General features: G+C 34.8%; 7 protein-coding genes and 2 riboswitches. All 7 genes read left to right on the top strand.

Annotated elements, in window-relative coordinates:
- Position 1: 1 nt before the first annotated feature.
- The gene (locus CLRAG_RS21150; protein ID WP_065079287.1) at positions 2-4570 is read left to right on the top strand and encodes an Ig-like domain-containing protein; all 4569 of its coding nucleotides are present in this window, start codon (positions 2-4) and stop codon (positions 4568-4570) included.
- 173 nt (positions 4571-4743) lie between these two features.
- Positions 4744-4929, top strand: a riboswitch (cobalamin riboswitch).
- A gap of 292 nt (positions 4930-5221) precedes the next feature.
- The gene (locus CLRAG_RS15870; protein ID WP_065079286.1) at positions 5222-8170 is read left to right on the top strand and encodes a hypothetical protein; all 2949 of its coding nucleotides are present in this window, start codon (positions 5222-5224) and stop codon (positions 8168-8170) included.
- Positions 8171-8216: 46 nt separating this feature from the next.
- Positions 8217-11141 (top strand): hypothetical protein, encoded by a 2925-nt coding sequence (locus CLRAG_RS15865; protein ID WP_065079285.1) that lies wholly within the window; start codon positions 8217-8219, stop codon positions 11139-11141.
- Between the two features lie 92 nt (positions 11142-11233).
- Positions 11234-14140, top strand: coding sequence for an Ig-like domain-containing protein (locus CLRAG_RS15860; RefSeq protein ID WP_065079284.1), 2907 nt, complete (start codon positions 11234-11236; stop codon positions 14138-14140).
- Positions 14141-14285: 145 nt separating this feature from the next.
- A complete protein-coding gene (locus CLRAG_RS15855; protein WP_065079283.1) occupies positions 14286-15698 on the top strand; it encodes a cell wall-binding repeat-containing protein in 1413 nt (470 codons plus the stop codon).
- A gap of 129 nt (positions 15699-15827) precedes the next feature.
- Positions 15828-16010: riboswitch (cobalamin riboswitch) on the top strand.
- A gap of 237 nt (positions 16011-16247) precedes the next feature.
- Entirely contained in the window at positions 16248-18212 is a 1965-nt protein-coding gene (locus tag CLRAG_RS15850; RefSeq protein WP_065079282.1) for a cell wall-binding repeat-containing protein, read from the top strand.
- A gap of 41 nt (positions 18213-18253) precedes the next feature.
- Positions 18254-21280: an Ig-like domain-containing protein gene (locus CLRAG_RS21145; RefSeq protein WP_065079281.1), complete on the top strand. Its 3027-nt coding sequence runs from the start codon at positions 18254-18256 to the stop codon at positions 21278-21280.
- Positions 21281-21370: the final 90 nt, after the last annotated feature.

The raw sequence follows: 21370 nt of genomic DNA, 5'->3' as shown, positions 1-21370 counted from the left end.
AATGAAAAAGATATGGAAAAAGGTCAGTTTTGTTATGATGCTTATATTTACATTAATGACATTTGCACCATACCCGGTTATAGCAGATACTCAGGCAGCATCAACTCCATCTTTAACTGAGGATAAAGATGGAAATTACACTGTAAGTTCAGTACAAGATTTAAACAAGCTTAGGGAAGATATTGATAAGGGAATAGACTATTCGGGTAAAAATGTTCTGTTAACTCAGGATATTGATGTAGGTAAATCTGAATTACCTTTGAAATCTTTTACAACACAAAATACTTTTAATGGTACTTTTAATGGAAAATTTCATACTATAAGTAACTATAATGATCCTAAATCCGGCTTGTTCAATATTATTAATAAAGATGGTATTGTGGAGAATGCTAGGATTGATGCTAACGTAGTTATTGAAGGTGATAAAATTGAAAATTATGGACTAATTGCTAATGAAGCAAGTGGAACAATTATTCGCTGTTCTTCAACAGGAACAATTACAAATAAGGTTAAAGTTTTTTTTGAAGCAGGAATAGTTGCTAGGGATACAATTGGACAAACAAGTAGTATTGCAGCTGGGTACTTAAAAGATTGTTACAGTAATGTAATTATTGATAATCAATCATCAGAGGAAATGGTGGGATATGCAGGAATTTGTTCAATGGGTGGTGAACAATTAGATCACTGCTATTTTTATGGTAAATTTACAGGAAATTATACTGGTGAACATAGCGATAAATGCCAACCAATCCTATGTTCAACCTATTATGATAGTAAAACTGGAGTTACCACAAGTGCAGAAAATTGTGCGTATGATAAAGATGTATTAGGGTACACCCCATCTTCTTCTGATAATGGTAACCCCAAAGGTTATACAACTGCAGAAATGAAAAATAAAGATACATATACAGCTCTAGACTTTGATTTTGATAAAACCTGGAAAATAGATTCTTCAAATAATGGATATCCATATTTAAATTCAGAAAACACACAAAAAACAGCAGCAAAAGTGACTGTAGATGTGCAGGTAACGGCTGATGATAAAACTTATATTGTTCCTACTTCCCCAATTATTTATAATACAGATGATAGTCTTAAGACAACGGCAACTTTTAAAATAGTCCCAAGATCTGATGAAGATAAAGAGCTAATAAGCAAATATAATGTTAGCGTAACCTATAGTGGAGATGTATTTTTAAATGCACCAACTATTGGAGACGTGCCTATAGATATTGATACCAGTAAGGTTAAGATAAATTATAATTCAAATGAGGATTATCAGTTTGTACTTGGTAAAGTACTTCCATCGACTGCTAAACTCCTTGATAATGGTGCAGCAGGACCTACACAAGATGAACAAAAACAGCAGATTGAAGATGCAAAAAAGGCAGAAGATATTCTTTATACCAAATTAGGCACCAAGCTAGGTATTGCAGGAGATGTACCTGAATTTAGCTGGGGTGGAGACAAATCTGCGGCTCCAGGAAAAGAAGGAACTGTTACTTTTTCAGATGAGGACTGGGGAATATTTTCATCGGCCCGTTCTGGCTATAAGGGAATAAGGGCAGGATATTATGATGACTGGTTTAAGAGTATACAGACAGGCTTGCAGAAAATGAAAGATGCAGGGGTAACTGCTCGGGATGTAAAGATGACGGAATGGGAGAAGTTAGTTCTGGCAATTACTGCTATAGGCTATGATCCAAGAGATATAAAAGCTTATGATTTAATAGACATAATTTCAAATAAGGAGTATGTGAAAGCATCAAATCAATATTTTACGCCGCAGTATGCAATTTATGCATTAACTTCTCGTAATTATATTAATCTTATTCCTAATGATGGAAAGCACATTACTAAAGATGATTTAGATGGATATATACATGAATGGGCCAAGGGTGCACTTGGGTCAAAAGGTGCTGATGGGTCAGCAGTAATAGGAAATACTACTCCTGATATGTGGACTATGAAATTACAACCAATTGCAGCTTATTATAATCCAGATGCAAAACCAGGAGACAAGTACTATGACGTAAAACAGGCTATGGATCATGTATTTGCACAGTTTTCAAATGCCCAGACTTATAAGGGATCTTTCTGGGGCGGCAGTGTAGATCTTGATGGCAAAATTGATTTAAATAATGCGTGGACCAATGCCCAGGTGTATATGACACTTGGAATGGCACATGCCAATATTTTTGACAAGATGTATATAAAAGACGGCAAGACTATTTTGGATGGTGTACTTGAGAAGTTTGATGTGAAAAATGGTACTACTGATTTTGATAATTCATCTTATGAATCTGCACAAATATGTAGGGGATTGGATTCGCTTGTACGTGCAGCTGAAGGCAGAGTCTCGATTTTTGATTGTACAGATGTCAAAGATTCTACAGTCCCTGTAAACAATGCCATAGCAGCACTGCCGGATGTATATAAAATTACTTCAGCTGATAAGGAAAAGGTTGATGCCGCAAGAGCTGCATATGATGAATTAAGTGATGTTAAAAAAGCTTCAATAAAACAGGAAACGATGGATAAATTGACTGACGCAGAGAAAAAGCTGTCACAATCACAGCCAGTAAAAGTAACAGGAATAGGTCTTGATAAAACGAGTGCAGATCTAATGAAAGGAGATACACTGCAGCTTACAGCGGCTATAACGCCTAAATATGCAACTAATACAAAAATAGATTGGTCAAGCAGTGATCCTACAGTGGCATCAGTGGATGAAAATGGAAAGGTAACAGCATTAAAAAAAGGAACAGCCGTAATAACAGCCGTATCTGAAGACAACAGGGATGCAAAAGCACAGTGCACAATAACAATAAAAGAAAATGTAAGTGTGACGGGAATAATTCTCGACAAAACAAGTGTTAAGTTGATACCAAAAGCTGCATTGCAGCTTACGCCAACCATAACACCAAACGATGCAACTAACCAAAAGGTGGATTGGTCAAGCAGTGATCCTGCAGTAGCAGCGGTAGATAAAAGTGGAAAAGTAACGGCAATAAAAGTAGGAACCGCAACTATAACGGCAAATACTGAAGATGGAAATAAAACGGCATCTTGTGCTGTAACAGTTGTTGATGGTCAGGGAGCTATTGTTATTAATAATGTAAAGTTGAAAAACAAACTTGCCCTAGCAGCAGGAAAAGACAGTGACTATGAGGGATATTTCACACCGGATGATCTAGCATCTATAAAAGGAACTATTGACCTTTCAAATTTAGATATTACCGATAGTGATATGGATGTAATGAAATATCTTAAAGGAGTATCAGCTATAAACCTGTCGGATAACAAAGATTTAACAAACCTTAGTTTTAAAAAACTTAAATTTGACTGGACAATACCAAAGGGTTTGGACTTTAGTGGATGTACAGGTATGAAAGACATAAAAAATAAAATGTTTGCATTTACTTCTAGTAAACTGACTTCTATTAAATTACCTGAAGGAATACCAAGTATTCCTTTTTCATGTTTTTCAAATAGTAAACTTTTAGCTTCTGTAGAAATTTCAAATACGGTTAAAAGTGTAGGCAACTTAGCTTTCAGTGGCTGCACGTCACTGGAATATATGAAAATACCAGGTAGTGTAACACAATTGGGGGGCGGTTGTTTTTCGGGTTGTACCAATCTTTCTGTATTAGACTTAACGGATACAAGTTTTACTAAGGACAATACTAAAGACACAAAATATCTTGATTCTACCACGATAATTTGTGGTAAAAGTGCTAAACTATCACCCGGTCAGATATCAATAAAAACAGGTGGAGTTAAAAAAATTGCAAATGAAATTCCATCAGATAAAGGGGTTGTATGGGGAAGTACTGATGCAAATGTGGCTAAAGTTTCAAGTGAAGGTGTAATAACAGGAGTTAATCCAGGAACGGCATATATTTATGCAAAAACAGATGATGATAGTTATGGGGGAGTTTGTGCTGTAACAGTAACTAAGGATATACCGCCACAGACAGTAAGCGTAACAGGCATGAGCCTTGACAGGACAAGTGCAAGCATGACAGAAGGAGATGTACTGCAGCTTACAGCAGCTGTAACGCCGAATAATGCAGCAAATAAAAAAGTAGATTGGTCAAGCAGTGATAAAACTATAGCAGCAGTAGATGAAAACGGAAAGGTAACAGCAGTAAAGGCAGGAACAGCAAGAATAACAGCAGTATCTGAAGACAACAAGGATGCAAAGGCACAGTGTACAGTTACTGTTACGGAAAATAATACGCCAAAACCAATACAGATAACTAATCTAACAAAGGACAGTTCATTTAAATTGGGTGATGATGCAAAGGTATCTGTAAAGGCAGAAAATAATTCCGGTAAAGACCAGGATGCATCACTTATAGTAGCACTATATAATGAGGGTGGTAAATTCATCAATTATATATGCGGTAAGCAGACGATAAAAAATGGAGCTTCATCTATCTTGACGGGCATTATGAAACTTCCAGAGGAGGGAATATATAAATTGAAGGCATTTGTATGGGACAGCCTTGAAAATATGAATCCTCTCTCAGATATTATAGACATACCTGTCCAGTTAAATAAATAAAGGACTTTTATAAGATGGGTTTTGCTAGAAATATTGGCAAAACCCATAAATTAAAGATATGAATTATTGTTATAGTAGAATATGTATTATAATACATTTTTATCTATTATATATAGAATATTATGTTGACTTTGGAAAATATATGTCTTATACTTAACATAAAAGTAATAAAAATTTAATATTTAGTATTAGGTGCTGTCAAATATGATAGTTAAAAGGAAAAGTGTAAGAAACACTGCAGCCCACCGTTACTGTATGGAGGATGAAACCCTAATTATGTCACTGGATTTATGTATCCGGGAAGACAGGGGAGTAAAATGAATCTGAGCCAGGAAACCTGCCTGATATGTTGTTAATTCTTTCGGAGGGAAAGATGTTACTATATTTAAGCTGTTTATAATTAAAAGTAAACGGTTATATTGACATGAGAGAACCCTAGCGGTTCTTTTTTAGTTTATTAGTTATATGTAGTTATCTATGTTATAAAGGGGACCTTCGAAAGAAGGTCTCTTTTGTTGTAATTCAGAAAAAGTCTTCGAAAATTTTAAGCTTATCTTTTTAAGGAGGTGGTGTACAAGCAAGAACTTAAAAATTAATAATATTAAAATTAGTTTATAGTACATAATTTTAGAATTTAGAAAGGAGAAGAAAATGAAAAAGATATGGAAAAAGGCCAGTTTTGTTATGATGCTTATATTTACATTAATGACATTTGCACCATACACGGTTATGGCAGATACTTCGTCAACAACATCATCAATGCCCTCGTTATATCAGGATACAGATGGAAATTATACTGTAAGTTCAGTAGAGGATTTGAATAAACTTAGGGGAGATATTGATAATGGAATAGACTATTGTGGTAAGAAAATTGTATTGAAAAATGATATAGATATAAGTAAATCAAATGTGCCTTTAAAATCATTTACTACTAATAAAGGATTTAATGGTACTTTTGATGGCAAATATTACACTATAAGTAATTATACAGATTCAAAGTCAGGTTTATTTGGGATTGTAGACAAAGATGGTATTGTAGAAAATGTTAGAATTGATGCTAATGTAACTACTGAAAATCCAACTATAAAATCTCATGATGCTTCAGAGTATGGATTAATTGCTAATGAAGCTGGGGGTACGATTGCTCGCTGTTCTTCAACAGGAACAATTAAAACTATAACAACAGGTGGTCATCGTGTAGCGGGAATAGTTGGCAATGATGACTTGTACAGACTAGTAGATGGGGAAAATTTAGAGACAGCAGGAACCTTGGAAGATTGTTATAGTAATGTGACTTTTGACAATGAAGTAAACGCAAAATATTCCATAATACGTTCAGGAATTTGTGGACAAACTGGTAAGAAAATAGATAATTGCTATTTCTATGGTAAATTTACTGGAAATAGTGGAGGATATTCTGGTGATACCTCCCCAATTGTGAGCAGTACTTATTATGATATGCAAACTAAAGTTACAACGATGGCAAATACATGTGCATATGATAAAGGTGTGTTAGGACCTATATATGAGACCGCTAGTGGTGCACAAGGTTATACTACCGAAGATATGAAAAATAAAGATAGTTATACTAAACTGGGATTTGATTTTAATAACACGTGGAAAATTGATCCGTCTATAAATGGAGGGTATCCTTATTTAAATACTGAAAATACAGGTACAGATAAAGTAGCAACTAAAGTACCCGTAGATATACAGGTAACAGCTAATGACAAAGTATTTGTACCTGGTTCTGAGCCTATTAAAAATATAGATGATTGTCTGAAAACCACGGCAACTTTTAAGGTAATTTCAGAGTCTGATAAAGATGCAGATTTAATAAGCAAGTATAATGTTACTGTAACTTACAGTGGAGATGTGTTTTTCAATGCACCAACTATAGGAGATGTTCCTATAAATATTGAGCCAAGCAAACTCAAAATAAATTATGATTCAACTGAAGATTATCAATTTGTACTTGGCAAAGTACTTTCATCTACTGCCAAACTTCTTGACGATGGTACAGCATTACCTACACAAGATGAAGAAAAGCAGCAGATTGAAGATGCAAAAAAGGCAGAAGATATTCTTTATACGAAATTAGGTAAAAAGCTGGGTATTGCAGGAGATGTGCCTGAATTTAGCTGGGCTGGAGATAAAGCTACTGAACCGGGAAAAGAAGGAAATGTTGTTTTTTTAGATGAGGACTGGGGAATATTTTCATCGGCCCGCTCAGGGTATACGGGAATAAGAGCAGGATATTATGATGACTGGTTTAAGAGTATACAGACAGGCTTGCAGAAAATGAAAGAAGCAGGAATAACAGCCCAGGATGTAAAAATGACAGAATGGGAAAAGTTGTTTTTAGCAATTACTTCAATAGGATATGATCCGAGAGATATAAAAGCTTATGATTTATTGGATATTATATCAAATAAAAAGTATTTAGATGTATCAGCTCAAATGTTTTCACATGAGTATGCAATTTATGCATTAACTTCTTATAATTACCTTGATTATGTTCCAAATGACGGAAATCACGTTGATAAGGATTATATTGAGAAGAGCATACATGATGCTGCTAAAAGTGCTTGCAGTGGACAAAGTAAGGATGGCTCAAAAGTAGCCGAAAATGCTTCATCTGATATGTGGACTATGGGGCTGCAGTTAATGGCACCCTACTATGATGCAAATGCAAAAGAAGGGGACAAGTACTATGATGTAAAACAGGCTATGGATTATGCACTTGCTCAAATTTCAAATTCCCAGACTTATAAAGGTTCTTTCTGGGGAGGCTTTACAGATAATGATGGCAGATTTGACTTAAACAATCCATGGACAAATGCCCAGGTATATATGACCCTTGGTATGGCACATGTCAATATTTTTGATAAGAAATACATAAAAGATGGCAAAACTATGATAGATGGTGCACTAGTTCAAAGATTTGATGTTCAAAAAGGCACTACAAGTTTTAATAGCACTGACTATGAACCAGCTCAGATATGTAGAGGATTGGATTCCCTTGTACGTGCAGCGGAAGGAAGAAACTCAATATTTGACTGTACAGATGTGAAGAATTCAACAGTGCCTGTAAATAACGCCATAGCAGCACTGCCAGATGTAGATAAGCTTATGTCAGCCGATAAAGACAAAGTTGATGGGGTAGAAAAATTGTATGATGTCTTAAGTGATGCACAAAAATCATCCATGAAGCAGGAAACAGTGGACAAGTTAACCACAGCAGAGAAAAAGGTATCAGGATCTCAGGGTGAAACAAAACCAATAAAGATAACTAACCTTACAAAGGACAGTTCATTTAAATTGGGTGATGATGCAAAGGTATCTGTAAAGGCAGAAAATAATTCTGGTAAAGACCAGGATGCATCGTTATTAGTGGCACTATATGATGAGGGCGGTAAATTTATCAATTATGTATGTGGCAAACAGATGATTAAAAATGGAGATTCATCTATTTTAACAGGCATTATGAAGCTTCCAGAAGAGGGAATATATAAAATAAAGGCATTTGTATGGGACAGTCTTGAAAATATGAACCCTCTCTCAGATATTATAGATGTACCTGTTCAGTCAAACAAGTAAAAGATTTCAAAAAGTTTTTGTTTTGAAACTTAGAAAGGAGAACAAAATGAAAAAAATATGGAAAAAAGTTAGCTTTGTTATGATGCTGACATTTACATTAATGATATTTGTACCATATACGGCTATGGCAGATACTGCCCAAATAACATCAACGCCTTCGTTATCTCAGGATGCAGGTGGAAATTACACTGTAAGTTCGGTAGATGACTTGAATAAACTTAGAAAAGATATTGATAATGGAATAGATTATTCAGGTAAGACTGTATTTTTAACCCAGGATATTGATATAAGTAAATCAACTGCTGCATTAAATTCTTTTACAACTTCAAATGAATTTAATGGAACCTTTAATGGTAACTTTCATACTATAAGTAACTATAATGATGCAAAGTCCGGTTTATTTGCAGTTATTTGTAAAAATACTATTATTGAAAATGTTAGAATTGATGCCGATGTAGTTATTAAAGATGGAAAAGAAATTATAACTACAGCAGCAGATCTTGGATGTTTGGGAGATTATGGATTAATTGCAAATGAAGGAGACGGTACAATTACCCGCTGTTCTTCAACAGGAACAATCACAACCAAGGATGGCTTTGGGTGGATAGCAGGAATAGTTGGCTGTAATACGAGGCAAAAACGGAACAGTAGCATTATATACCCAGGATGTGTAGAAGATTGTTACAGTAATGTGACTTTTAATAACCAATCATCAGGGCAGAGTAAGCGTGCAGGAATTTGTGGATATGGCGGCAAAGTATTAGATCACTGCTATTTTTATGGCAAATTTACAGGAAATTATACTTATCAAAAAGACGGAATTGATGTTTCTACTTGTAATCCAATTGTTAATTTAGCTTATTATGATTCGAATGCTCGAGTTATGACGTCTGAAGCAACCTGTGCATATGATAAAGATGTCGTAGGGGATGCATGGAATGAGAGGGACACTTCTATAGATCCAAAAGCCTATACTACAGAAGAAATGCAGAATAAAGATACTTATACTGCAATGGGCTTTGACTTTGATAAAACCTGGAAAATAGATTCTTCCATAAACGGCGGCTATCCATATTTAAACTCTGGAAATATAGTAAAACAGGCAACTAAGGTGGTACTGGATCTCCAGGTAACAGCCGCAGATAAAATGTATGACACTAGTGCTTCTGTAGCTAAAAATTTAAGAACTACAATAACAAATATAAATTTGGTTCCTGAAGATAACCAATATAATGATTTAATAGGTAAATATAATGTTAAGGTTAGCTATGGCGGAAATGCAGACTTTTCGGCACCAACTATTGGAGAAACGCCTGTAAAGCTTAGCGGCGGCGATTTTAAAATTACTTATGACACAAATGATGAATATCAATTTGTTGTAGGTAAGGTTTCAGTTTCTAATGCCAGACTTAAAGATAATGGGGCGGCAGCACCTACAGAAACTGAAGAAAAGCAGCAGATAGAAAATGCTAAAAAGGCAGAAGATATCCTCTACAGCAAATTAGCATCTAAGTTAGGTATTGATAAAGTAAATGATTTCAGCTGGAGTGGTGATAAGGCTTCAAGAGAAGGAAAAGAAGGTACAATTGTTTTTTCAGATTCAGACTGGGGGGTATTTTCATCAGCCCGTTCAGGGTATAGTGGGATAAAACCTGGTTTTTATGATGATTGGTTTAAAAGTATACAGACTGGCCTGCAGAAGATGAAAGACGCAGGCATACAGGCACAGGATGTAAAGATGACAGAATGGGAAAAGTTAGTTCTGGCGATTACTTCCATAGGATATGACCCTAGGGATATAAAGGCTTATGATTTGCTGAATATTATATCAAATAAAGCATATTTAAAAGCGTCAGTCCAGTATTTTACACCACAGTATGCAGATTTTGCATTGACTTCTTATAATTATATTGACTATGTTTCAAAAGATGGAAATCATATTACGCAGAGTGATTTAGAAGCTGATATGCATGGTTGGGCTAAAATAAGTCCAATAGCTGCAGATGGTTCTATTGGGCCAGTAAATGCTGTACCTGATATGAGAACTATGGTGTACCAGCCAATTACAGCCTATTATGATCCGGATGCAAAACCAGGAGATAAATATTATGATGTAAAGCAAGCCATAGATTATGAATTTAATCATATCTCAAACTCACAAACTTACCTGGGTTCTTTCTACGGGGGATATGACTATAACAATCCGTGGACCAATGCCCAGGTATATATAAACCTTGGTATGGCACATGTCAATATATTTGACAAGAAATATATAAAGAATGGGCAGACTATTTTAGATGGGGCACTGAAGTTTTATGACATTGAAAAAGGTACTACTACATTTGATGACTCAACTTATGATCCTTCACAGATGTGCAGGGGACTTGATTCACTTGTAAGGGCATATGAAGGAAGAAATTCAATATTTGACTGTACAGATGTGAAGAATTCTACAGTGCCTGTAAATAATGCCATAGCAGCACTTCCAGATGTAGGCAAGCTTACTTCAGCCGATAAAGACAAGGTTGATGCAGTAGAGAAATTGTATGATGCCTTAAGTGATGCACAAAAATCATCCATGAAGCAGGAAACAGTAGGCAAGTTAACTGAAGCAGAGAAAAAGGTATCAGGATCTCAAGATGAAACAAAACCAATAAAGATAACTAACCTTACAAAGGACAGTTCATTTAAATTGGGTGATGATGCAAAGGTATCTGTAAAGGCAGAAAATAATTCTGGTAAAGACCAGGATGCATCGTTATTAGTGGCACTATATGATGAGAATGGTAAATTTATCAATTATGTATGTGGCAAACAGATGATTAAAAATGGAGATTCATCTATTTTAACAGGCATTATGAAGCTTCCAGAAGAGGGAATATATAAAATAAAGGCATTTATATGGGACAGTCTTGAAAATATGAATCCCCTTTCCAATGTTATAGATGTACCTGTCCAGTCAAACAAGTAAAAGATTTCTAAATTTTATAAGTATATTTATTGGACAAGATAGATAATTAATGTTTAGGTAGAAATTTAAATTATATACATGGAGATGATAAAATGTTAAAAAAGAAAATTAAGATGCTAATCTGTGTTTCTATGGTATGTTCTACATTTGTTACAGTAGATTTATTGGGCTTGAACCATACCTATGCAGAAGCTTCAAATACAGGTACATCTGTTGCAAGTGCAACACAAGAGCCTACAACAGATAGCAGCCAGGGCATAAATATTACAAATACAACATTAAAGAGTAAACTTGGACAAGCAGCAGGAAAAGGCAGTGATTATACAGGAGACTTAACAGCAGTTGACCTGGCATCAATAAAAGGAGAAGTTGACCTGTCAAATTCTAATATTACAGATAGTGATATGGCTGTAATGAAATATCTTACAGGAGTAACATCCATAAATTTATCCAACAATACAGCTATAACATATGCAGGATTTGATCAAAAATATTTTGACTGGACGACAGCAAAGAGTTTGAACTTTAGTGGATGCAAAGGAATTGTATATTCAGTAGACAATATGGCTAGTTTAAGTACAAGGGGTCAATTTTATAACTGCGGTAATTTGAAATCAATAGTTTTACCTGAGAATATAACAAATATTATGCCATCTATGTTTGACGGGTGTACAGGACTTACTTCTATAACTATTCCAACTAAAACACTTATAGGCACAAGTGCATTTATGGGATGTACAAATCTTGCAAATGTTACTTTACAAGATGGAGTTACAGGCATAGGGAGCCGTTCTTTTATGTCATGTCCTTCGCTAAAATATATAAAACTGCCAGGTAATATTAACCAAAGTGGCCTACAAGATAGTTTTACAGGAGATACCGGTCTAGTAATAGATGCCAGGGGCACAACGCTAACATCTGCTTACGAAGATAGATGGGGAGATATTACAGGATTAACATACCTTTATGGACAGGATGGAAAATTATCATCCAGTACATTATCTTTAAAAACAGGAGAAGCACAAACAATTACTTCAGAGATACCCTCAGATAAAACTATTACATGGGGAAGTACAGATACCAGTGTGGTAACAGTTTCAGATAAAGGTGAAGTAACAGGAGTAAAACCGGGAACGGCATATGTTTATGCAAAGGCCAGTGACAGCACTTACAGTGGACTTTGCAGTGTGACTGTGACACAAGGAACATTAGTTACAAAGGTAACAAAAATAGATTTAGATAAAACAAGTGCAAGCTTAAAAGAAGGAGATACATTACAGCTTACACCAACAATAACGCCTAAAGATGCAACTAATCAAAAAGTAAATTGGACAAGCAGCGATACATCAATAGCAACAGTAGATGCAAATGGAAAGGTAACAGCGGTAAAAGCAGGAACAGCAGATATAACAGCAGCATCAGATGATAATAAAGATATTACTACTAAGTGTTCAATTACTGTAACTTCTGCTTCACAATCAGGTGATTATATAAGTACAATAAACGGACTTATAGATGGAATAAGCCCAACTTTTGAAACACGTACAGATGATGCATGGCATATGTTTGATTTAATTAAAGCAGGCAAAGCAATACCTGAAAGTTACTTGACAGACCAGGAGAATAAGATAAAACAAGATCCTAATTATTTGTTAACAGGTAGTGGTGACTATGTGAAAGATGATATTCAAAAGTGTGAAGGAATAACACTTACTGTAATAGCAGCAGGAAAAGATCCAACAAATTTTGGAGGAATAAATCTCATAGAGAAAATATACGATAGTAAAACTCTATCGCAAGATATTATGGGGTTGGGAAATGAAGTAAATTGGGCATATGCACTTATAACATTGAATTCAGGAAAATTCAATGTACCTGATACTGCACCATGGACTAGAGCAAATCTAATACAAAAGTTATTGAGTAAACAAAAAAGTGATGGAGGCTGGAATACAAATAGCTGGCCACCAACAATAGGTTCAATGTCAAGTACCACAGCAATTGTAATGACAGCACTTGCACCATATTATAGTACAAATGCTGATGTAAAAACAGCATTGGACAAAGCAATCCAGCTTTTAGAAAACAGACAAACTCCAGATGGAGGGTTCGATGCGACAAGTAATGCTTCATCAAATACTTCTATGACAGCTAGCACAATAATGGGATTATGTGCCATGGGAATAGACCCGGTAACAGATAGTAGATTTGTAAAAAACGGTAAGAATCCTGTGGATGTATTATTAAGTTCTGCTGCTAGTGATAAAACTGGCTTTATGTATAATGGATACAATGATCCAGGAACAACAGCAGCAGGCTTTACGGGAATAACTGCATATAAATTGTTTAAAGAAGGAAAAGGATCTATGTATAATTTTGTACCACAGGATGCACCAGTTACAAAGGTAACAAAAATAGATTTAGATAAAACAAGTGCAAGCGTAGAAAAGGGAAGTACGGTTCAGCTTACAGCAACAGTTGCACCGGAAGATGCCACTAATAAAAACATGAAATGGACAAGTGATAAAACAGATATAGCAGCAGTTGACAATACAGGAAAGGTAACAGGATTAGCGGCGGGAACAGCAACTATAACAGCAACTACTGAAGACGGAGGAAAAACAGCATCATGTACCGTAACGGTTACAGATAATAGCAAGGAAGATAAATCCATGCAGATAACTACTGATTTAGCGAAAGGTACAACGTTTAAACTTGGAAATGATGCTAAAATATCTATAAATGTAAAAAATAATTCTACAGAGACCCAAGAAGCTTCATTGATATTGTCATTGTTTAATAAAGATAATAATAAGTTTATAAGTTGTGTATCTGCACATAAGAATATTCCAGTAGGAGATTCAGCTGATTTAACGGGTAGTATGAAACTTCCAACACAAGGAAACTATGAAATAAGGGCATTTGTTTGGAATAATTTGGACGATATGAAACCTATTTCTGATGTTATAACCATACCAATTAGCGATACAGGTAAATAACTAATTTAAAATAGTTTTAGTTATATAGAATGGATATAGATTATGATATTAAGTAGGATTTAAAGATCTGCTACCAAATTGTGAGGTAAATTGGTAATAAAATTATATATAATAATTAGTTTACGATTAATTTAAGGAGGTCAGTATGAAAAAAATTGTCAGTAAAGTTATTACGCCTTTATTTGTATTAGGCATTGCGGTATCAGGATTTGGAGGCAGTGTAAGTGCGGAGACGGCTTCAAGCACTTCTGCGGCGAATACAGATGCTGATGCAGCTGTAACAGAAGATAGAATTTCAGGAAATAATAGAATAGAAACTTCACTTAAGATAAGTGGAAATGGATGGGAAAATGGAGCAGACACAGTAGTTATAGCACAGGGGTATGGGTATGCAGATGCCCTTTGTGCTGCACCCCTTGCTAAAAAGAACAATGCACCTATAATTCTTTCTAGTAAGGATTCACTCAGTGGAAGCACTATAGATGAGCTTAAAAGACTTAAAGCTAAAAATGCATTTGTAATAGGGGGAACAGGTTCTTTATCAGACGATGTTACAGCTCAACTTAAAAATATTGGAATAAGTAATGTTGAAAGACTTGGTGGGGCAGACAGGTATGAAACTTCTGTAAAAATAGCGCAAAAACTTGGGAGCGTAAGTAGTGTTGTAGTTACTTCGGGAGGCGGTTATGCAGATAGCCTTTCCATAGCTCCTATAGCTGCAAGCAAAGGTATGCCAATACTTTTAACTAGAAGTAACAGTATGCCAGATGTAGTTGAAAATTATATAAAGGGGCAAAGTGTAAGCAAAACTTACGTAGTAGGTGGCACTGCTGTTATTAAAGATGATGTGAAGAATTCACTACCAAATGCTGAGAGGATTGGAGGTGCTACAAGGTTTGATACAAATCTTGATATACTTCAGAATTTTAAGTCTGATCTTAACTTTGACAACGTATATGTTGCAGAAGGAGATGGCCCTAATGGAAATGAATTTGCAGATGCCCTTTCAGGTGCAGCCCTTGCAGCACAGAAGTCGGCTCCATTAGTTCTGATTTATAAAACTATGAATTCAAATAGTGCAAATTTTATAGTGTCTAATATGTCTCAAAAAACAGTTGTTACAGCACTAGGGGGCACTATGGTAGTTCCTGATACAGTTGTCAGTGGTGTTGTTAAGCAATATAACAATAAAAATTCCAACCCGAATCCAAATCCAAATCCTAACCCGATACATCAAGGAGGATCCAGTGGTGGAGGAAATACTACACCTACACAGCAAGGAGATAAACTTGTAAGCATTGATGGAAAAAGTAATGAAGGAATTAATTTGACTATTACTGAGAATACAAATAAGTCTATAACAATACAGGCTAATAGTAAGAATAATACGGATTATGTTACTATTACTTTATATGATGAAGATGGAAATCTTAAGTATATAGATCAGACTACAGGTTCTATGAATTTAAATACTATACTTGACGCTGGAAAATATAAAGGAGTTATAAAGGCTTCAAATACAGATAAAATAAACATACCCGAATTTCAAGTTAAGTAATAGTTTTAATTTTTATATAATTTACTTAATTAAATTAATAATGCATATTTCAACATTATCTTAATCATTATGAAAATAATGTTGACTTTTCAAAAAATATGTACTACACTTGATACAAAAGTAATAAAAATTTAATATTTAGTATTAGGTGCTATCAAGATGGTAGTTAAAAGGAAAAGTGTAAGAAACACTGCAGCCCACCGTTACTGTATGGAGGATGAAACCCTAATTATGTCACTGGATTTATATCTGGGAAGACAGGGAAGTAAGATGAATCCGAGCCAGGAAGCCTGCCTGATATGTTGTTAATTCTTTCGGAGGGGAAGATATATGTTGCATGTAAAAATGCATGTTTACGATGTAAGTAAATAGTTACATTCGAAATAAAAGGACCCTCAGGGGTCCTTTTTATTTATTTCGTTGTATTTTCGTCTCCTAAAACAGGAGGCCTTTTTTAATTACATCAAGATACTATAAAAAGAATATTCTAAATTGCCATAATATATAGGCAATTATAGAAATATTATATTAATTTGAAGGAGGGATAATATGCAAAAAGTTATAAGTAAATGTACTACATTTTTATTTATGATAGGTATTGCATTGTCTGGCTTTGGAAGTCAGGTGTATGCAGATACAAATATAAGTAAAAATAGAATTTGTGGAAATGACAGAATTGAAACTTCCTTAAAAATAAGTCAGAATGGCTGGAAGGATGGTTCAAGTACTGTAGTTATAGCCCAGGGTTATGGGTATGCAGATGCCCTTTGTGCAGGACCACTTGCTAAAAAATACAATGCGCCTATAATACTTTCCAAGCAAGATGGATTAAGTGATGAGACTATAAGTGAGCTAAAAAGCCTTAAAGCAAGTAAAGCTTTTGTAATTGGAGGTAAGGCCTCACTATCTGATAATGTGGAATCTGAGCTGAAGAATATTGGTATAAATGATGTGGAAAGGCTTGGAGGTGCAACAAGATATGAAACCTCTGTGAAAATAGCTGAAAGTCTAGGAAGTGTAGATAGTATTGTAGTTGCATCTGGCAGTGGTTATGCAGACAGTCTTTCTATAGCACCTATAGCATCTAAAAAAGGAATGCCAATACTTTTATCAGAAAAGGACAGCCTTCCTGATGTAGACACTGAATACATAAAAAAAGTAAATGCAAACAAAAGTTATGTAATAGGTGGAGAAAGTGTTATATCAGATAATATAAAAAATTCTCTTCCAAATGCACAGAGAATTGGAGGAAGTACTAGATTTGAAACAAACTTAGCTGTACTTGAAAATTTCAAGTCTGATCTTGACTTTAGCAATGTGTATATAGCTGAAGGAGATGGACCTAATGGAAATGAATTTGCAGATGCCCTTTCAGGGTCAGCTCTTGCAGCACAGAAATCAGCTCCTTTAGTACTTATGTATAACAGATTAAACTCAAATGTAGAGGATTTTATAAAGTCTAATATTTCTAATAAGACAGTATTTACGGCATTAGGAGGAACTAAAGTAGTTCCAGATGATGCTGTAGATAATATTATAACTGCATACAACCAAGCAAATAGTGGAAAAAACACTAATATTTCAGGTGGGTCTTCAGGAGGATCTAGTGGAGGATATACTCCAGTTCAGCCATCAGGTGATTTAAGTTTAAATTCAGCAAATCAAACTTATGATGGAAATACTTCTGGAAATAAGAACGAAATAATAGGAAATGTAAATATATCAGCAGATAAAGTTTCTCTTCAAAATGTAAAAATTGATGGCACACTTACAATAGATCCAGGTACAAGTGGAGTTAGCACTATAACAAATGTTACCGCTGGTAATATAGTAGTAAAATCTGGGGCAGATCACAGTATTTATTTGAGCAACGTGAAGTCTGATTCACTCCTGGTTAATAGCAGTAACAGCGTAAAGGTTGAGATAAGCAGTGGAACTCAAATAGTAGATACACAAATAGCAAGTAGTGCAACACTAGTGACTCTAAATGATGCTAAATCAACTTTTGGACAAGTTATTGTGGATTCAACTTCAGAGCCGCAAATAACACTTACAGGTGGATTTGAAAATGTTAATGTAAAAAATAAAGCTGACATAAATTTGACAGGAGCCAATGTATCAACAATAAATGCTTCTGAAAGCTTTACTTTAAATATAAATGATAACACATCTACTGTAGCTGCACTAAAGGTGTTAGAAGGTTGCGTTGTTGATGGAAACAAAAAAATAGCACAAACAACTGTAAAAAACATCGTAAATGTAAATAAGTCTGGAATTAACTTAAATATAATTGAAAATACTCCAGATGATATAGATATAAATGCAGTTAGCAAAAATGATAATGATAAAATTGCTTTAACTTTATATGATAGCCAGGGGAACTTGAGTTACATAAATCAATCTGAAAATGGTAACTTACAGGTTAAAACTGCTCTTAAGTCTGGAAAATATCATGGCTTTATCAAATCTTCAAGTACTGAGAAAGTTAATATAAATGAATTTGAAATTAAGTAATAAAGCTATTAGCGATTATGATGTATGAAAGGAGAGAGTATATGAAGAATTTTAAAGTCAAGTTGATGTCATTTTTTGTAACCATAATGATGATGCTTGGTATAGTAGGAACTGGTACAGCTCAAGTATTTGCAGATGGAACTGGATATTCATCTCAAATAAATAGTCTTATAAATTCAATGAGTCCATCTATTATACAAAACATGGGTGATTGGCAGACTTTGGATTTAAATAAGGCAGGAAAAGAAGTACCAGGAAGCTATTTAACAAATCTTGAAAGTAATATAAAAAGTGGTTCAGATTCCTTATCTTTACCTACAGATTATGAGAGAACTTCTTTGGGAATACTTGCAGCTGGTGGAGATCCAACAAACTTTGCTGGAATGAATTTAATAGAAAAAATATATAACAATGAGGGCATCAAAGATCAAGGCATAAATGCCTATGTATTTGCACTTATAGCTCTTGATGCGGGGAAATTTAATATACCTGATGGCTCAAAATGGACTAGAGATAGTTTGATTCAGGGAATATTAGATAATAAGACTACAGATGGGGGCTGGAGTTATAGTGGTGGTTCAGCAGATCCTGATATGACAGGAATGGCACTTTCAGCTTTAGCTCCATATTATGGCACTAAGGCAAATGTAAAATCAGCTGTGGATGGAGCAGTTGAAATACTTGCAAATATTGAGAAGAATGATGGTGGATTTGCATCATGGAGCCCTAAAGATGGCGGTGGCGATGAAAATGCAAACAGTGAAGCTATGGTAATAATAGGATTATGTGATAACAACGTAGATCCAACTACAGATAGTAGATTTACAAAGAATGGTAAAAACCCTTTGGATGCATTATTGAGCTATACAGTAAGTGACAATAGTGGATTTGGATATACAGATAATAAATCAGCTAATGGTATGGCAACAGAACAGGGATTTAGAGCACTAGCTGCATACAATCTTTTTAAAGAAGGCAAAGGATCAGTATATAAGAATTTTGCAGCAAATACTTCAGATACTAAGGTAACTGGAATAAGTCTGGATAAAACAAGTGCAAAGCTTACAGAAGGGGATTCATTACAGCTTATACCAACAATAGCACCAAAAGATGCTACTAACACGAAGGTAGATTGGTCAAGCAGTGATAAAGCTATAGCAGCAGTAGATGGAAATGGAAATGTAACAGCAGTAAAGGCAGGAACAGCAACTATAACAGCAACTACAGAAGATGGACAGAAAACAGCAGTTTGTACTATAACAGTTATTGCCAAAACCGTACCTGACAAAACCATACACGTATCAATGATTATTGATGGATATAAGGGAAATATGTTAACTGATGAAAATATAGAAGCTGCAGAAGGACAAACAGTTTATAGCATGTTTAAAAATGAACTTGCAGCCAAAGGAATAACCTATAAAAATCCTGGTGGCGATTTCTCACCATATATATCTGATATAGCAGGTGAAACGGAAAAAGACAGAGGAGCACAAAGCGGCTGGAAATACAGCGTAAATGGGGTATTCCCTAATGTAGGCTGTGGAAGCGTTAACCTTAAAGATGGAGATAAAGTGCACTGGATATATGTAGAAGGTGCCTGGGATGAAATCCAGTTTAGAGATGTAGATTCAATTAGCTTAGATAAACAAAGCTTGAACTTAAATGTAAATGGTACACAGCAGCTTACAGCTACAATTGATCCAGATAATGCTACAGATAAAGGTGTAACCTGGAAAAGCAGTGACCCTACAGTGGCCAAAGTAGATGAAAATGGAAATGTAACAGCAGTAAAAGCAGGGACAGCAACAATAACAGCAGCATCAGTGGATAATGATAGAACAGATTTTAATCAAAAAAAATATGGGCCTAAAACAGATCAATGTACAATTACAGTAAATTCACAACAACCACAGATAGTAAAGGTGACAGGAGTAAGTCTTGACAAAACAAGTGCAAACTTGACAACAGGAGATACATTGCAGCTTATACCAACGATAACACCAAAAGATGCCACTAACACGAAGATAGATTGGTCAAGCAGTGATAAAACTATAGCAGCAGTAGATGAAAATGGAAAAGTAACAGCAGTAAAGGCTGGAACAGCAGCAATAACAGTAGTATCTGAAGACAATAAAGATGCAAAAGCACAGTGTACAGTTACAGTATCAGATAAAAAGCAAGCTGTTCAGGTAGATTTAAGTGTTACAGGCTATAAGGGAAGTATATTAGATGCTAAATCTATTGAAGCAGAAGGTGGAAAAACAGTAGAACAATTTGTAAAGCAGGTATTAGATGATAAAAAAATAGAATATACTGACGATAATGGATACTTTTCTATGATAGATAATGAATCACAGCGCGATAGAGGAGCAATTAGTGGATGGATGTATGATGTTAATGGCATACAACCAACTTTAGGAATGAAAGATTATAAAGTTAAAAATGGAGATAAAATAAGATTATTTTTTACAAGCGATTTTGGAAAAACTATGTTTAGAGACATAGATAAAATTAGTTTAGACAATACAAAAATGAGCTTAAATGTAGGTGATATACAAACTATTCGAGCAAATGTATCTCCTATAACAGCTACAGAAACGGTAAATTGGTCAAGTAGTGACCCAACGATAGCGGAGGTAGACAACAATGGAAAGGTAACGGCAGTAAAGATAGGAACGGCAACTATAACGGCCTCAGGTAAATATAATAAAAATATAACGGCACAGTGTGCAGTTACAGTAGCTCAGCCATTGGTAATAACTAATTTGACAAAGGATAGTTCATTTAAATTAGGTGATGATGCAAAGATATCTGTAAAAGCTGAAAATAATTCAGGTAAAGACCAAGATGCATCATTAATAGTAGCGTTATATGATGAAGGTGGCAAATTTATCAATTATGTATGTGGAAGACAAACAATAAAAAATAATGATTCATCTATTTTAACGACTATGATGAAACTTCCAGAAGAAGGAGCATACAAATTGAAAGCATTTATTTGGGACAGTTTAGAAAGTATGAATATTATTTCTGATAGTATAGATATACCCGTCCAATCAAAATAAATAAAATTTAAAATATGTTTTAAAGGATGGCTTCTCTTACTCAGCCATTCTTTAAGCAGTTTTAAATAATTAAAACTATAAGTTCTTAAG

It is taken from the genome of Clostridium ragsdalei P11, from assembly GCF_001675165.1.
GTDB classification, from domain to species: Bacteria; Bacillota; Clostridia; order Clostridiales; family Clostridiaceae; genus Clostridium_B; species Clostridium_B ragsdalei.
This window is presented reverse-complemented; position numbering and strand designations above follow the sequence as displayed.

Bases quoted from the DNA above. Each gene is read 5' to 3' on its own strand.
- CLRAG_RS21150 (WP_065079287.1), top strand. From the start codon at position 2: ATGAAAAAGATATGGAAAAAGGTCAGTTTTGTTATGATGCTTATATTT.
- CLRAG_RS15870 (WP_065079286.1), top strand. From the start codon at position 5,222: ATGAAAAAGATATGGAAAAAGGCCAGTTTTGTTATGATGCTTATATTT.
- CLRAG_RS15865 (WP_065079285.1), top strand. From the start codon at position 8,217: ATGAAAAAAATATGGAAAAAAGTTAGCTTTGTTATGATGCTGACATTT.
- CLRAG_RS15860 (WP_065079284.1), top strand. From the start codon at position 11,234: ATGTTAAAAAAGAAAATTAAGATGCTAATCTGTGTTTCTATGGTATGT.
- CLRAG_RS15855 (WP_065079283.1), top strand. From the start codon at position 14,286: ATGAAAAAAATTGTCAGTAAAGTTATTACGCCTTTATTTGTATTAGGC.
- CLRAG_RS15850 (WP_065079282.1), top strand. From the start codon at position 16,248: ATGCAAAAAGTTATAAGTAAATGTACTACATTTTTATTTATGATAGGT.
- CLRAG_RS21145 (WP_065079281.1), top strand. From the start codon at position 18,254: ATGAAGAATTTTAAAGTCAAGTTGATGTCATTTTTTGTAACCATAATG.